The organism is Pseudonocardia sp. ICBG1142 (assembly GCF_020496255.1).
GTDB lineage: Bacteria > Actinomycetota > Actinomycetes > Mycobacteriales > Pseudonocardiaceae > Pseudonocardia.
This window is the reverse complement of the sequence record NZ_JAHLJC010000030.1, coordinates 1,076,844-1,091,774: the sequence shown is the minus strand read 5'-3', so window position 1 is coordinate 1,091,774 and position 14,931 is coordinate 1,076,844. Positions and strand designations below refer to the sequence as shown.

Sequence of the window (14,931 nt, the reverse complement as noted above, 5' to 3'; positions counted from 1 at the left end):
GCCTCCCCGAGCGGGTCGGCGGCCGGGAACGGCGGCGCGGTGGACACGGTGCACAGCATGACAGTTCGTCCACAGCTCATCCCCACCTGTGGGCGAATTAGCATCATCTGTGGATACACAGCCATTCTGCGTCCGCTCGTTGGCGGTGATCGTGGACGGACACCGACGAGAGGAGTTCGACATGATCACCGTGCTGGGAGCGACCGGGAACGTGGGAGCACAGGTCGTCCGGGAGCTGACCGCCGCCGGGGTGGACGTCCGTGCCGTCGCCCGCCGCCCGGCCGTCGCCGCGCCGGGGGTGCGGCCGTGGCCGGGCGACCTCGGTGACCGGGACTTCCTGCGCCGGGCGTTCGACGGAGCGGCCGCAGCCTTCGTGCTGCTGCCCTTCGACGTCACCGCGCCCGACCACGCCGCCCACCAGGCCCGGCTCGGGGAGTCCGTCGTCGCCGCGCTGCGCGACGCGGCCGTGCCCCGGGTCGTCGCGCTGAGCTCGCTCGGGGCGGAGGTCCCGGGCGGCCCGGACCTCGCCGTGACCGGCTACCTGGGCAGCCTGCACGACCAGGAGGCCCGGCTGGCGACGCTCGACGCCCACGTCACCCAGGTCCGGCCGGGCCTGTTCCTGGAGTCGTTCCTGTGGTCGCTCGCCGCCATGCGGGCGCACGGGGTGCACGCGGACTCCGTGGACCCCGACGTCGCGCTGCCGATGGTCGCCACCCGCGACGTCGGATGGGCCGCCGCCGCGGCGCTGCTCGCCCCGGACGCGCCGGAGGTCGTCGAGGTGCAGGGCGCGGCGGACCGGACGGCGCCCGAGGTCGTCGCCGCGCTCGGGCCCGCACTGGGCCTGCCGGACCTGACCTACGTGCACGTCCCGGACGAGGAGATGGAGCAGCTGCTGCGCGGAGCCGGGATGCCGGCGGACGGGGCGCGGCTGCACGTCGCGATGAACCGGGCGTTCAACCGCGGGGAGATCCGCGCGCACGGGCCGCGGGGCGCCGTCGACGACGTGCTGACCGTCGAGCAGTGGGCGGCGGGGGTGACGCGATGACCGGGTTCCTCGACGGCGCCGCCGCCACCGGGGCGGGTCTGCTCGGCGGGATCTACCTGGCGTTCTCGGTCGCGGTGCTGCCCGCCCTGCGCCGTCGTCCCGCGGCGGAGGCGGTCGCGGTGATGCGCGGGGTGAACCGGGCGATCGTGAATCCGCTGTTCGGGACGCTGTTCGCCGGCACAGCGCCGCTCGCCTGCGCGGTGACGGTGGCCGGTGTGCTCGACGGGCAGCCGCTGCGGATCGCCGGCGGGGTCGCGGTGCTGGCCGGCTTCGTCGTGATCGCCGCGGTGAACATCCCGCTCAACAACGCCCTGGAACGCGACGGCGACTGGGTCGCCTTCGCCCCGCGCTGGAGCGCCGCGAACCACCTCCGGGGAGCGGTCTCGACACTCGGCGTGGCCCTGCTGCTGCTCTGAGTCGAACGTGTGTGCGACATCTCGGGGACCCGCCTGGCGCCGGCCGGGGAGGGCGGGGCACGCTGGTCGCCGCGCCCGCTCCCCCGGGTGCGGACCGGCCGTCGTCCGCGACGGCTCCGCGACGACGACCGGGGGAGCATGAACATCCACGAACGACAGCGACTGGCCGCCCTGCGCACCGACCGCGAGACGGTGCTCGCCGCCGCGGCGGCCCTGCGACACGAGGCCGTGCAGGCGCACTACGCCGGGCTCAGCCGACCCGAGATCGCGTTCGGGCTGGCCTCGGTGCTGGAGATGCTGGCGCTGCGGATCGCCGACCAGCCCCCGGACATCCGCGCGCACGTCGTGCGGATCGCCCGGGAGATGGCCGGCGACACGATGGACTCACCGACGGTCCGGCGCACCCGTCGTCGGTGATCCACCGGAGTTGTCCACAGGACTGTGCACAGCTGGGGACGGATCGAACCGGTGTTCGATCAGAGTCTAGCGGACGCCCTCCATCAGCACCTTCAGCTTCGGCACGAGCGCAAGCACCACGATGCCGACGACGATCGCAGCGGCCCCGGTGATGCCGAAGTACGCGGCTTCGTTCTCTTCGCTGTAGAAGTCTGCCAGGACTCCGGCGAGTACCGTCCCCATCGAGACCGACAGGAAGAACAGGGCCACCATCTGGGTGCGGAACGCCGCCGGGGCCAGCTTCGTCGACAGCGACTGACCGACCGGCGACGTGAAGAGCTCGCCGATGCAGAACACCAGAAGGATCCCAGCGACGGCCAGCATCGGGGTGCCGTTCGCTCCGGTACCTGCCAGCGGCACGAACAGCAGGAAGCCGACACCGATGATGATCGTGCCGATCGCCATCTTCGCCGGCGACGCCGGCTGACGCGGGCCGAGCTTGGTCCACACCGCGGCGAACACCCCGGCCAGCAGCACGACGAACAGCGGTTCGATCGCCTGGACCGATCCGGCCGGGATCTCGAACAACCCGAGTACCGAGCGGTTCAGGCGCTCGTCCGCGTAGATCGTCAACACGGTGAAGATCTGCTGGAAGATCGCCCAGAAGACGGCGCTGGCGATCCACATCGGCAAGAAGGCCAGCACACGGCGGCGCTCGACCCGGTTCACCTTGGAGCTGGTCAGCATGACGGAGAAGTAGGCGATCGTGGCGACCGCGACGACCCCGGTGACGATGTAACCCAGGCGCCCCGCCGTGATCACCCCGGTGACCGTGAGAATCAGCAGCACGACGACGACGGCCACACCGATCAGCCCGGCACGGGTCCGCTGGGCGGCTGGAAGTGGGTTGGGCGCAACCTTGCCCGCTGCAGGAAGGCTCCGACGGAAGAACGCGTACTGGACCAGACCGATCGCCATGCCGACCGCGGCGAGACCGAATCCGATGTGGAAGCTGTCCGTCCGGCTCTGCACTACCGGGGTGAGAATCTGTCCGAGCAACGCGCCGATGTTGACGCCCAGATAGAAGATCGAGAACCCGGCGTCGCGGCGGTCGTCACCCTCGCCGTAGAGCATCGCGACGATCGTCGATGCGTTGGCCTTGATTCCCCCGCTGCCGAGCGCAACCAGCACGAGACCACAGGCCAGGCCTACACCGCCTGGCAGGAGCGCCAGAGCGATGTGCCCGGCCATAACCGACACCGCGCTGCCGAAGAGAACCTGCTCCGGGCCGAACAGCCGATCGCCGAGCCATGCGGCGAGGATCGTCGAGAGGTAGACGGTCCCGCCGTAGGCTCCGACGACTCCTGCCGCAACTCCCTGGTTGTAGCCGAGGCCGCCGGCGGTGACCTCGTAGTACATGTAGTACAGCAGGATCGCCTGCATGCCGTAGAAGGAGAACCGCTCGAACATCTCGACGCCGAAGAGCGTCGCGAGCTGGACCGGATGGCCGAGAAAGGTCCTCTCCCGGCGCTGAGGGTTGGTCGTTGTATCGGACACCCGCTCGGTCTACCCCCTGCGTTTCAAGAGGTAAAGATCGGACACCCGCTGGTGGCTCACCGCCGCTCGGCGGAAGTCGTACGTGCCGCTGCGGTCCACTGCGGCCAGTGCGTCGGCGCAGCCGGGGCGAGCCGGGTCGACTGCGCGCGGGTCCTGCGTCCGCAGCCGACGACCTGCTGAGTCACGGTACCGCCTTGCAGGGCATGCAGACCGTCATCGGCTTCGTACAACAGCCGTCGACGGTGGCGGCACAGCCCGCAATACACGCTGCACATGCAATGTAGGCCGACGAGTCCCGTCCCGCTCACTGCCATGGCCTGCATCACCAAGACGTCATCGCCCTGCTTCTGCCATATCGCAAAGTCCCGGTGTCCGGCAGCTTGAGACCCTGAGAATTCTCGCGCCACGAGAACACGATTCTCGTCAGCCGCGAGCGCAGTCACCGTCATCTCTCCGCCGCCTCGCAGCCGATGACGTGCACCTTGTACCGCCGCAGGCTGAAAGGTGAACGCGTCCATTCCTGCACTATCCATGAGCAACCGAAAGTCGGAGTCGACCGCGAGCCGGTCCATCGCGCCGACGAGGTGACCGGCAGAGAGATCGTGATACCCCGCGGAGTGAAGTGCGGTGGCGCCGACCGCGAGCCGGCGAACAGGAGCGCCGGCCGCCGAGTTGACCAGCCTCGGCGAGGCCACAGCCGTCACCGCGACCGCCCCGCCCACACAGGCAGCTCGGAGAAAACTCGCCCGAGACACACCTGCTCGATCGACCGGACGGCTCGCCCGCTCACCGAGCGCGAGGACGATCTTCCCAGCACGATGAAATCCGAGGAGGCGGACCAGCGTCGCCACCATCCCAGCACCGACCTGACACCGGACCCCTGTTTCGTCGACCTGGACGAGAGTCGGCCTCCATGGAGGATTCTCGCCGTAGCAGACTTTGCGGAGATCAACAATCATCGGATCCGTAAGCGGTACGACCTCGATCTCCGATGCGATCTCATTCGAGACTATCTCGCTGATCCGGGCACACCGACCGCACGACGAGTCGAACGCAAGATAGAAGTGAACGGGAGCCATGACAACCACCCTCGCCTCGACGACCTCACCATCGACGTTAGGTCCAACCATATCGGAGTGCAATTACGATCCGTATGGGAACACTATCGAGTGAATTTGTCTCGCGATCGTTGAATAACACCCTTGTCGCCCGACGTGGGCTCGACGAGCCCCGCCTACAGGTCAGCAGGTCACGTGAGCTCTGCCGGCCCCTCTTCCGGGATCATCCCGATCCGGTCCGCCACGGCGGCCATGACGTCCTGGACGGCGACGGTGTCCGCCAGCGGCATGACCGGGCTCTCCGTCTCCCCCGCCGCGACCCGCCGGGTCACCTCCTCGATCTCGTGGCTGTAGCCGCGCCCGGTGGCCGGCAGCACGAGCTCCTCCGGGTCGGCGCCGTGCCGGTGCACCACGATCCGATCCGGGTGGTGGAACCGCGGCGGCACCTCGATCCAACCCTCGGTGCCGATCACCCGGGCCGAGCCGGGCATCGCGCACTGCAGGCTGACCTGCAGCGCGGCGCTGCGGCCGTCGGGCCAGCCGAGCAGGATCGACTCCTCCAGGTCCACACCGGACGGGGTGAGCGCGCCGCTCGCGGCGACCGTGCTCGGGCTGCCGAGCATCATCTGGGCGAAGGAGACCACGTAGACGCCGAGGTCGAACAGGGCACCGCCGCCCAGCTCCGGGGAGAAGAAGCGGTCGTCGTCGGCGGTGCGGTTGCGCACGCCGAGATCGGCCTGCACGGAGCGGACCTCCCCGATCGCGCCCTCGGCGACGAGCTCGCGCAGCCGGACGACGGCGGGGAAGAACCGCGTCCACATCGCCTCCATCACGAACACGCCCCGGTTGCGGGCGGCCGCGGCGATCTCGCGGGTCGCGACGGAGCTGACGGTGAACGCCTTCTCCACCATCAGTGCCTTGCCCGCCTCGATCGCGGCCAGGGCGATCGCCCGGTGCTGCGGGTGCGGGGTCGCGACGTAGAGGACGTCGACGTCCGGGTCGTCGAGGATCGCCCGGTAGCCGGTGTGCACCCGCGCGATCCCGTGCCGGCGGGCGAACTCCGCGCCGCGTTCCGCGGAACGTGACGCGACGGCGACGAGCTCGGCGCCGGGCACGTGCGCGAAGTCCGGCGCGACGGCGTCGGCGATGCGGCCCGGACCGATGATTCCCCACTTCACGCTCATGGCCCCGATCCTGCCCGGCCCCGGCGGGAAGTTCCCGGCGGCCGGCCGATGAGTCCGGTCACCGCGCCCGGTCCACCCCTTCGAACGGCGCCGGAACCCCCGGAGCCCAGATCCACACAGGAGCCCGCGATGCCGAACATGATCTTCGTCAACCTGCCGGTCGCCGACCTCGCCGCGGCGAAGGCCTTCTACTCCGCGCTCGGTTTCGGGCTGAACGAGCAGTTCTCCGACGAGCGCACCGCCTCGTTCGTCGTCAGCGACGCCATCGTCGTGATGGTGATGACCCAGGACCGGTTCCGGGAGTTCACCGAGCAGCCCGGCGTCGCCGACCCGCGGACCGCCCGTGAAGTCATCAACGCCTTCGGCGTGGACAGCCGCGACGAGGTCGACCGGCTGATCGAGGCCGGTCTGGCCGCCGGCGGCACCCTGTCCGGCAAGACCGAGGACCACGGCTTCATGTACGGCCGCGGCATCGACGACCCGGACGGCCACCACCTCGAGTTCGTGTGGATGGACCCGTCGGCCGTCGCCGGGGAGTGAGCCCGGGTCAGACCGCGCGCAGCGGGCGCACCTTGCGGACGAGTCCGTCGATCGCGAGCGCGTAGCCGTCGATGCCGAACCCGACGACGATCCCGGCCGCCACCGGCGAGACGAACGAGTGGTGCCGGAAGGTCTCGCGACCGTGCACGTTGGAGATGTGCACCTCGACCGTGGGGAGCTCGGCGCCCTCGATCGCGTCGTGCAGCGCGACCGAGGTGTGGGTGTAGGCGGCGGCGTTGAGGACCAGGCCGATCGCGTCGCCGCGCTTCACCGCGGTACCGGCCTCGTGGATCCAGTCGACGAGGACGCCCTCGTGGTTGGTCTGGCGGAAGTCCAGCTCGAGGTGGTGCGCGGCGGCCGACTCCCGGCACAGCGCCTCGACGTCGGTGAGCACGGTGGTCCCGTACACCTCCGGCTTGCGGGTCCCGAGCAGGTTGAGGTTCGGGCCGTTGAACACGAAGACGGTGGTCACACCCGCGATCCTCTCAGCCGCGCCAGCCGGGGCGGACCAGGCCCGACTCGTAGGCCAGGACGACCAGCTGCGCGCGGTCCCGCGCACCCAGCTTGGTCATCGTGCGGCTGACGTGGGTCTTCGCCGTCGTCGGACTCATGTGCAGGCGGGCGGCGATCTCGTCGTTGGACAGCACGGCCGCGACCTCGGCGAGGACCTCCCGCTCGCGGTCGGTGAGCTCGTCGAGCCGGACGGTGCCGTCGGGGCCGCCCCGCGAGCGCGCCGCGAACTCGGCGATCAGGGTGCGGGTGACCGCCGGGGCGAGCAGGGCCTCCCCGCTGTGGACGACCCGGATGGCGTGGATGAGGTCGGCCGGTTCGGAGTCCTTGACCAGGAAGCCACTGGCACCGCCGCGGATCGCGTCGAAGACGTAGGAGTCGTCGGTGAACGTGGTCAGGACGACGACCCGGGTGCCGGCGAGGTCCGGGTCGCCGGTGATCTCCCGCGTCGCGGTGATGCCGTCGGTGCCGGGCATCCGGATGTCCATGAGCACGACGTCCGGGTGGTGGTCGCGGACCGCGGCGACGGCCTGCGCGCCGTCGGCGGCCTCGGCGACCACGTCCAGGTCGGGCTGGGAGCCGAGCAGCGCGCGGAACCCGGAGCGGACGAGCGCCTGGTCGTCGGCGAGCAGGACACGGATCACCTGTCGGCTCCCGGGGTCGTGGGGTGGTCGGGGACGCGGCCCCGCGCGAGGAGGTCGGCCGGGGCGGGTTCGGTGGCGGCGGGTTCGGTGGCGGCCGGATCAGCGGTGGCCGGGTCAGCGGTGGTGGGGCCGGTGGCGGCGGGGCCGGCCGGGGGTGCGGGCAGGTGGGCGTGCACCCGGAACCCCTGCTCCGGGCCCGGCCCCGCCGCCAACGTCCCGCCGACCGAACGCGCACGCTCGCGCATGCCGGTCAGCCCCGTGCCGTCCACCGCGCCGGGGGCGGGGCCGGCACCGTCGTCGTCGACGGTCAGGTCCAGCGCGTCGTCGCCGAACCGCAGCGTGACCACCGCGGTGCCCGCCCCCGCGTGCCGACGCGTGTTGGTCAGCGACTCCTGCACGATCCGGTACGCGGCCAGGTCGACCCCCGTCGGCAACGGCCGCGGGGTCCCCTCGGTGGCGCGCCGCACCGGTAGCCCCGCGGCGCGCACCTCGTCGAGCAGCGCGTCGAGCCGGTCCAGACCGGGGGGTGGGCGCACGCGGGGCCTGCTCGTCGACCCCACGCAGCACCCCGAGGGTGGAGCGCATCTCGCGCAGCAGGTCGCGGCTGGCCCGCTTGATCTCGGTGAGCGCGGTGCGGGCCTGCTCCGGATCGTCGTCCATCAGGTAGAGCGCGACCCCGGCCTGCACGTTGATCAGGGAGACGTGGTGGCCCAGCACGTCGTGCAGCTCCTGGGCGATGCGCAGCCGCTCGGCGGCGGCGCTGCGCCGACGCTCGGCCTCGGCGGCCCGCCGGGCCTGCGCCGTGCGCTCGCGCCGCACCCGCCACAGGGCACCGGCCGCGACGAGCGCCGCCAGCCAGGCCAGCACCGGGGCGGTCGCCGGCCACGGGATCGGCCGCCCGGTCACGAGCAGCCACCCGGTCAGCACCGCCGCCGCGACGACCACCACCGCGAGGGCCCGATGGTGGTGCCCCGCGGCGACCGCGGACACCAGCGCCACGGCGAACGCGAACCCCAGCGGCCCCATCAGCGGGTACCCCAGACCCAGGTAGACGACGACCGCGGCCGCGCACACCGCGAGCGCCACGACCCGGTCCAGGTGCCGGAACAGCAGCGCGACCGGCCCCGCCGCGAGGAGCACGACGGCGAGCACGTCGAGCGGGAGCGCCGTCGTGCCCGGGTCCGGGTACCGCGCGATGCGGGCGACGGTGAACGCCGTCCCGCCCGCGGTGAACAGGCCGACGACCAGGGCAGGGACGAGGACCCGCGCGATCGGACCCCACATCGGACGTCGGTCGGCGAGCACGCGGGACACCGTAGACCGGGGCACCGACAGCAGGCGTCGTCCGGACGATGACCGGTGCCGTACACCCGGGGGAGTACGCGGACCGGCGCTCCTCCCCCGGTGGCGGCAGCGGGATCGGCGACCGAGGGCGGACGCCCGCGACCCCCCGGCACCGCGACGCTGGCTGTCATGACAGCGACTCCGGACACCCGTCCCGCACCCGGACCGGACAGCACCCCGGTACCGGCCACGCCCCTCCCGGCCGCGACCACACCGACCGCGCAGGGCCCGGCGACTCCGCTCCGGTCGGACGCCGTGCTCGCCTCCGACTCCGAGCGCGAGCACGTCACCGCCCGGCTGCGGACCGCCGCCGCCGAGGGGCGGCTGACCCTCGCCGAGTCCGACGAGCGGCAGGCCGCCGCCTACGCCGCCCGCACCCGCGACGAGCTCGTCCCGCTGCTCGCCGGGCTGCCCCGCCCGCCGCGGCCACGGCACCCCCGGCGTGGTCCGCTCACCCCCCGCGCTCGGCGCAACCTGCGCATCCACGCCGGGGTGACCGTCGTCGTGCTGCTCCTGCTGGTCCTGGGCGCGGTGCTCGGGCCGGCGCCGCTGTTCGCGCCGATCGGGCCGGCGTTCTGGCTGGGACTGATCCTCTTCGTGCACTCCCGGCGGGCCGAGCGCGAGGTCTCGCCGGACGAGGAGCTGCCCGAGGAACTGCGGTGACCGCCGTCGCCGAGCAGGCCGGGCGGACGGTGCGCGTACTGCTCGCGGTCGCCTGGACCGACGACGATTGACAGGCAACCAAATAGTTGCATAATTGGTCGCGTGGCCGACCTGGACCCCGTCTTCCGCGCACTCGCGGACCCGACGCGACGGCGCATCCTCGACCGGTTGCACGAGCAGGGTGAGTCGACGCTCGGCGCGCTGTGCGCGGGGTTGGACATGAGCCGGCAGGCCGTGTCCAAGCACCTCGCGCAGCTGGAGGCCGCCGGACTGGTGACGACCCTGCGGCGCGGCCGGGAGAAGCTCCACCACCTCGACCCGGTCCCCATCCAGGAGATCCACGACCGGTGGATCGGGAAGTTCGAGCGCAGCCGGGTGCAGGCGGTCACCGCCCTGCGCGCGGCGCTGGAGGAGAACGATGAGTGAGCGTCGCTACGTCTACACGACCTACATCCGCAGCACCGCCGAGCAGGTGTTCCGGGCGCTGACCACGCCGGAGTTCACCATGCAGTACTGGGGCGGCGCGGAGCTGACCTCGGACTGGCGCGTCGGGAGCCCGCTGGAGGCGGTCCACCCCGACCACGACGACTTCATCGGCGAGATCCTCGCCGTCGAGCCGCCGCACCGGCTGTCCTACACCTTCACCGGCCGCGCCGAACGGGCCGCGGGGCGGCCGCCGACCGTCGTCGAGTTCGCGCTCTCCCCGTTCGGCGACGAGGCGGTGAAGCTGCAGGTCGTCCACACCGGTTTCACCGACGACGAGCAGGGCGCACGGGACGCCCGCGACGTCGGCGAGGGCTGGCCCGCGATCCTGTCCGCGCTCAAGACGCTGCTGGAGACCGGCCGTCCGCTGGCCTCCCCCGGTCACTTCGCACCACGGACACCAGCGGCGCCTGCCCGGTGAGGCCGCGCCCGGACCTGCTCACCGTCGGTCCGGACCGCCGACCGGGCCCGGCGACGGCCCGGTCCCGGTGGCCGACGGGCGCCGTGATCGCCGGTCTCAGCGGCCGAACAGGCGGGCCCACCAGCCGCGGGACCGTCTTCCGGGCTCCGACCCGGTGCCGGGCCCCACCGTCGCGGGCCGGGCGGCGGCGCGGCGGCGTTCCCGGGCCGCGTGCCACCGCGCGACGACCTCGTCGGCGTCGAGCCTGCGGATCGGGACGCGCGGGCCCATCGGGTGGCGCATGTGGTCGACGACCCGGGAGTTGACCTCCTCGACGTGCTCGCGCACGCGGCGCTCGTCGACGAAGCGGGTGACGGTCTCGTCGATCCGGTCCAGCTCCTTGCGCAGCTGGAGCGACGGCGGGAGCAGCGCGTCACCCGGGACGCCCTCCCGCTCCAGGTAGCCACGGATCCACCAGTTCTCGTCGACCGGGCCGATCCGTCCCGCGCCGGGCAACGGCTTGCCCTTGCCGGGCAGGTCGTCGAAGTCGCCCCGCTCGACGGCCTCCCGGATCGTCCGGTCGACCGGCGACTCGAACCGCGGGTCAACACCGTTCATGGCTGCACCACCCCGTCACGAGGGTACCGGCGGGCACCGATTCCTGTCGGTGCTCGGGTGCACACTCCCGGCCATGACGACCACCTCCTCGGCGAGACTCACCACCGATCGTTCCCGCGACCTCGACCTGGCGCGCCACTACCCCGGCCGGCGGGCCGGGCACGTCGCGGCGCAGCAGCGGAGCGCGGGGTTCCCCGACCGCAACTGGCGCCTCGGGGCCGACGGGGAGCAGCGCACCGCGCACCTGTTGACCGCGCTGACCGGGCGGACCCGACGGGACCGGCTGCTCGGCAGGCCCGCGGCGTGGCAGGTCCTGCACTCGGTCCCGCTCGACGGCGGCGCCGCCGATCTCGACCACGTCCTCATCGGGCCGCCCGGCATCTGCGTCATCGACACCCGCCACCACCGCGGCCGCTCCCTGCTGCTCGACGGCGAGCGACTGGTCGTCGCCGGGACGGCCACGGACGCCGTCCCGCGGGCCCGGGCCGAGGCGCAGCGGGTCCGTGAGCTGCTGCTCCCCCGCCTCGGGCCTGCCGCCGCCTCGACGCCGGTCCGCCCGGTGATCGCGCTGGTCGGGGCGCCGATCCGGGTGCGCCGCTGGCCCGACGACGTCGTGGTCGCCACCGAGGGCGCGCTGGTGCATGCCCTGCGCGGGCTGACACCGGTGCTCGACCCGTGGGAGGTGGACCGGATCCACGCCGTGGCACGGCGCCCGGAGAGCTGGGGGTGAGGCGTGCGCCGGGTCACGGCGCCTTCCCCGCGCGGGGGCGGATCAGCATGCTCTCCCGGTGACCTCGACCGCACCGGCCCGGACCGGGCTGCACCGTGTCCCGATCCCGGCGGACGTCGCGCCGTCCGGGGTAGCGGCGGCGGTGCGCCGGCTCGCCCACCGGCCGCGGCTGGTCGCCTTCGGCGGGAGCTGGTCCTGGGGGGCGCTCGTCGCCACCGACCCGGTGTTCACCGCGCCGGCCGGGGCCGACCCGTTCGCCGTGCTCGACGCGCCGCCGCGGTCCGCGAGTCCGCAGGCGACCCCGGGCTCGCCCCGGGACGCGGGGGCGGACACCGGAACCGGCACCGGGACCGACGCAGGGATCGACGCAGGGATCGACAGGGCTGTCGGGGGCGGCTGGTTCGGGCTGGTGGACCACGCCCCGCCCGGCGTGCGACCGACGGCGGCGCTGTCCTGGTACCGCGACGTGCTGCGCCACGACGGCGAGCGCTGGTGGTTCGAGGCGCTGGTCGCCTGCGGCGCCCCGCTGCCGGGCCCGCCCGACCACCCGGGCGCGGTACACCCCGACTCCTGCTCGGCCGAGCGCCGGTACGCACGGCTGTGCGCCGACCTCGCCCGACCGGCGCCGGAACGGACGGCCCGGATCGCGGTCACCCGGTGGCCCGACCGGGACGCGCACCTGGCCGCGGTCGAGCGGTGCGTCACCGAGATCCGGCGCGGCGAGATCTTCCAGGCCAACATCGCGACCCGGCTGGAGGTCCGGCTCGACGGCGACCCGCACGAGGCGTGGGCCCGGCTCGTCGAGCCGGTCGCGCCCGCCCGCGCCGCGCTCGTCGTGACGCCGGAGCGGGCGGCGGTGGGCGCGAGCCCGGAGCTGTTCCTGCGCCGTGCCGGCGACCGGGTCACCACCGCACCGATCAAGGGCACCCGGCCGCGCACCGGCGGCGACGCCGACGACGCCGAACGTGCCCGGCTCGGCGCCTCGGTGAAGGACGCGGCGGAGAACGTCATGATCGTCGACCTGATGCGCAACGACCTGGCCCGGGTGGCGCGGCCCGGCGGGGTGCGGCCGGGGCGGCTGCTCGCCGTCGAACCGCACCCGGGGGTGTGGCACCTGGTGTCGCGGGTGCACGCGACCCTGCGCGAGGACGTCACCGACGCCGACCTGCTCACCGCCACGTTCCCGCCGGGTTCGGTCACCGGGGCGCCGAAGATCCGGGCCTGCGAGGTGATCGCCGACTGCGAGGACGGCGACCGCGGGCTGTTCACCGGCGCCGTCGGCGGGGTGAGCCCGCTGGCCGGGCTGGAGCTGAACGTCGCGATCCGCACCCTCGACCTCGGCCCCGCCGGGCCCGACGGCAGCCACACCGGCCGGCTCGGGGTCGGTGGGGGCATCACCGTCGACTCCGACCCGGCGGAGGAGTTCGGCGAGGTCCTGACCAAGGCGGCCCCGGTCCTGGCCGCGCTCGACGGCCCGCCACGGCCGGTCCGGCCGCACGTCGTGCGGCCCGCCGACCGGGCCGCGGGCCTGTTCGAGACGCTGGCCTGCGTCGACGGCCGGGCCCACCGGGTCGGCGAGCACGCGGCCCGGCTGCGTCGCTCCTACCTCGCGGTCACCGGCCGCCCCCTCGACGCGCGGGTCGAGGCCGAGGCCGCCGCGGCCGTCGCGGGGGCTGCCGGACACCACCGGGTCCGGGTCGAGGCGGCGCCGGACGACCCGTCGCGGGTCACGGTGCGCGCGGTCCCCTGGCCCGGGCCGGTCCCGCTCGACGCGCAGGGCGGTGTGGTCGCCGTGGTCCGGCGCAGCACCGACGGCGAGTCCCACAAGTTCGCCGACCGGCGGTGGCTCGACGCCCACGAGGCCACGGCGGCGGGCGGGGACGGCACGCCGCTGCTGTGCGACCCGACGGGGCTGGTGCTGGAGACGACGCGGTCCGCCGTCGCCGCCGTGCACCGCGGCCGGCTGTGGGTCCCCCCGCTCGACGGCCGCATCCTCCCGGGCACCGGCCGACGCGCGCTGCTCGACCTGCTCGGCCCCGACGCCGTGCGCATCGCGCCGCTACCCCTGGCCGCGCTCGCTGAGGCCGACGGGTTCCTGCTGGTCAACGCGCTGCGCGGAGTGCAGTGGGTGCGCCGGGTCGACGACGACGGCCGCACCGTCGCCGCCTGGACCGCCCCGGACCCGCTGACCCGCCGGCTCGCCGAGGCCCTGTCGGGCTGACCCGTCGCCCGGCGTCGGCGCCGCCCGGCCGGCTCGCCACCGCGCCCCCGCTCCACGGACGTGGTCCCCGCGCCCCGCCCGACCTCGCACGGTAGTCCCCCACCTCGTACACCTTGCAGACCGTGCGAGGTCCTCGGAAGATGTGCGAGGTCCGCCGCACCGGCAGGATCGGGTCGTGAGCACCGACCGGATCGCCACCGAGCTGCGCCGCCCCCTGCGCTGGGTCCCGCCGCTCCCGCTGCACCGCCCCCGGTTCCTGCGCCTGCTGCAGCGACTGTCCCGGCGCGGCAGGCCCGCCGCCGTCGACGGGGTCCGGTCGACCACGCATCCGGGCCCGCCGCTGCTGCGCGTGCACGTCCCCGACCACCGCACGACGCCCACGGCGCTGCTGTGGTTCCACGGCGGCGGCCTCGTGCTGGGCTCCCCCATGATCGACGACGAGCGGTGCGGCGAGCTCGCCGCGGAGCTGGGGATCGTCGTCGTCTCGGTGGACTACCGGCTCGCCCCCGGTGACCCGTTCCCGGCCGCGCTCGACGACTGCCACGCCGGCTGGACCTGGTTGCGCGACGCCGCCGGCCGGCTGGGGATCGACCCGGCGCGGATCGCCGTCGGCGGGGCGAGCGCCGGGGGCTGCCTGGCTGCCGCGCTGGTCCAGCGCCTGCACGACGAGGGCGGCCCGCAGCCGGTCGCGCAGTGGCTGGTCTACCCGATGCTCGACGACCGCACCGCCGCCCGCCGCGAGCTCGACCGGCCCCCGCACCGGGTGTGGAACAACCGCAACAACGAGGTCGGCTGGCACGCCTACCTGGGGCGCCCGCCCGGGACCGGTGAGCCCGCCCCGTACGCGGTGCCCGCCCGTCGCCCCGACCTGTCGGGGCTGCCGCCCGCCTGGATCGGCGTCGGCGACGTCGACCTGTTCCACGACGAGGACGTCACCTACGCGCGGCGGCTGCGCGAGGCCGGGGTGCCGGTCGAGCTCGACGTCGTCCCCGGCGCCCCGCACGGCTTCGACGGCTGGGGCAAGGGCATCGCGATCGCCGACGACTTCACCGCGCGCTCGGTCGCCTGGCTGCGTGGCGCGCTCGGCGGCTGACCACCCGGCCAGGTCCGGCAGCAGCGCGA

The 14,931-nt window shown here is 73.8% G+C and carries 17 protein-coding genes and 1 pseudogene; 10 read left to right on the top strand and 8 right to left on the bottom strand.

The window, feature by feature from the left end:
- Positions 1–181: 181 nt before the first annotated feature.
- The 3 genes from KPL59_RS19435 to KPL59_RS19425 are packed head-to-tail and all read left to right on the top strand — an operon-like array spanning position 182 to position 1,878.
- Positions 182–1,045: an NAD(P)H-binding protein gene (locus KPL59_RS19435; protein ID WP_226361611.1), complete on the top strand. Its 864-nt coding sequence runs from the start codon at positions 182–184 to the stop codon at positions 1,043–1,045.
- Positions 1,042–1,461, top strand: a complete 420-nt coding sequence (locus KPL59_RS19430) for a DUF1772 domain-containing protein (protein WP_226361610.1) — start codon at positions 1,042–1,044, stop codon at positions 1,459–1,461. Before KPL59_RS19435 ends, KPL59_RS19430 begins: the two co-directional genes overlap by 4 nt.
- Positions 1,462–1,470: 9 nt before the next feature.
- Complete coding sequence (locus tag KPL59_RS19425) at positions 1,471–1,878, top strand: hypothetical protein (protein WP_060713987.1); 408 nt, start codon at positions 1,471–1,473, stop codon at positions 1,876–1,878.
- A gap of 66 nt (positions 1,879–1,944) precedes the next feature.
- Here the strand turns inward: KPL59_RS19425 and KPL59_RS19420 are convergent, their stop codons facing one another.
- From KPL59_RS19420 to KPL59_RS19410, 3 genes are all read right to left on the bottom strand, one after another.
- On the bottom strand, positions 1,945–3,414 hold the full coding sequence (locus KPL59_RS19420) for a peptide MFS transporter (protein WP_226352268.1): 1,470 nt from the start codon (positions 3,412–3,414) through the stop codon (positions 1,945–1,947).
- A gap of 56 nt (positions 3,415–3,470) precedes the next feature.
- Positions 3,471–4,493: a hypothetical protein gene (locus tag KPL59_RS19415; RefSeq protein WP_226361609.1), complete on the bottom strand. Its 1,023-nt coding sequence runs from the start codon at positions 4,491–4,493 to the stop codon at positions 3,471–3,473.
- Between the two features lie 170 nt (positions 4,494–4,663).
- Positions 4,664–5,656: a Gfo/Idh/MocA family protein gene (locus KPL59_RS19410; RefSeq protein WP_226361608.1), complete on the bottom strand. Its 993-nt coding sequence runs from the start codon at positions 5,654–5,656 to the stop codon at positions 4,664–4,666.
- Positions 5,657–5,785: 129 nt separating this feature from the next.
- Between KPL59_RS19410 and KPL59_RS19405 the strand changes: the two genes are divergently transcribed.
- Positions 5,786–6,196, top strand: coding sequence for a VOC family protein (locus KPL59_RS19405; protein WP_020622320.1), 411 nt, complete (start codon positions 5,786–5,788; stop codon positions 6,194–6,196).
- A 7-nt stretch (positions 6,197–6,203) separates the two neighbouring features.
- On the opposite strand, the gene aroQ is transcribed toward KPL59_RS19405, so the two are convergent.
- From aroQ to KPL59_RS37755, 4 genes and pseudogenes are all read right to left on the bottom strand, one after another.
- On the bottom strand, positions 6,204–6,677 hold the full coding sequence (aroQ, locus tag KPL59_RS19400) for a type II 3-dehydroquinate dehydratase (RefSeq protein ID WP_205015831.1): 474 nt from the start codon (positions 6,675–6,677) through the stop codon (positions 6,204–6,206).
- Positions 6,678–6,681: 4 nt separating this feature from the next.
- Entirely contained in the window at positions 6,682–7,350 is a 669-nt protein-coding gene (locus KPL59_RS19395; RefSeq protein ID WP_226361607.1) for a response regulator transcription factor, read from the bottom strand.
- On the bottom strand, positions 7,347–7,748 hold the full coding sequence (locus tag KPL59_RS37760) for an ATP-binding protein (protein ID WP_374111640.1): 402 nt from the start codon (positions 7,746–7,748) through the stop codon (positions 7,347–7,349). The genes KPL59_RS19395 and KPL59_RS37760 overlap by 4 nt, the downstream gene beginning before the upstream one ends.
- 166 nt (positions 7,749–7,914) lie before the next feature.
- Positions 7,915–8,376: pseudogene (locus KPL59_RS37755) on the bottom strand (histidine kinase dimerization/phosphoacceptor domain-containing protein); the annotation flags it as partial.
- Between the two features lie 447 nt (positions 8,377–8,823).
- On the opposite strand from KPL59_RS37755, the gene KPL59_RS19385 reads away from it, so the two are divergent.
- From KPL59_RS19385 to KPL59_RS37030, 3 genes are all read left to right on the top strand, one after another.
- Positions 8,824–9,357: a DUF1707 domain-containing protein gene (locus tag KPL59_RS19385; protein ID WP_226361605.1), complete on the top strand. Its 534-nt coding sequence runs from the start codon at positions 8,824–8,826 to the stop codon at positions 9,355–9,357.
- 102 nt (positions 9,358–9,459) lie between these two features.
- On the top strand, positions 9,460–9,783 hold the full coding sequence (locus KPL59_RS37035) for a metalloregulator ArsR/SmtB family transcription factor (RefSeq protein ID WP_308187919.1): 324 nt from the start codon (positions 9,460–9,462) through the stop codon (positions 9,781–9,783).
- Positions 9,776–10,261: an SRPBCC family protein gene (locus KPL59_RS37030; RefSeq protein ID WP_075309569.1), complete on the top strand. Its 486-nt coding sequence runs from the start codon at positions 9,776–9,778 to the stop codon at positions 10,259–10,261. Before KPL59_RS37035 ends, KPL59_RS37030 begins: the two co-directional genes overlap by 8 nt.
- 96 nt (positions 10,262–10,357) lie before the next feature.
- Here KPL59_RS37030 and KPL59_RS19375 read toward each other — a convergent pair whose 3' ends face one another.
- Entirely contained in the window at positions 10,358–10,858 is a 501-nt protein-coding gene (locus KPL59_RS19375; protein WP_226352755.1) for a DUF1992 domain-containing protein, read from the bottom strand.
- Between the two features lie 73 nt (positions 10,859–10,931).
- Between KPL59_RS19375 and KPL59_RS19370 the strand changes: the two genes are divergently transcribed.
- The 3 genes from KPL59_RS19370 to KPL59_RS19360 all read left to right on the top strand — a co-directional run bounded on the left by KPL59_RS19370 (position 10,932) and on the right by KPL59_RS19360 (position 14,902).
- A complete protein-coding gene (locus KPL59_RS19370) occupies positions 10,932–11,588 on the top strand; it encodes a nuclease-related domain-containing protein (protein ID WP_226361604.1) in 657 nt (218 codons plus the stop codon).
- 58 nt (positions 11,589–11,646) lie between these two features.
- Entirely contained in the window at positions 11,647–13,809 is a 2,163-nt protein-coding gene (locus tag KPL59_RS19365; RefSeq protein WP_226361603.1) for a chorismate-binding protein, read from the top strand.
- A gap of 175 nt (positions 13,810–13,984) precedes the next feature.
- Positions 13,985–14,902, top strand: coding sequence for an alpha/beta hydrolase (locus KPL59_RS19360; protein ID WP_226361602.1), 918 nt, complete (start codon positions 13,985–13,987; stop codon positions 14,900–14,902).
- The last annotated feature ends 29 nt before the right edge of the window (positions 14,903–14,931 follow it).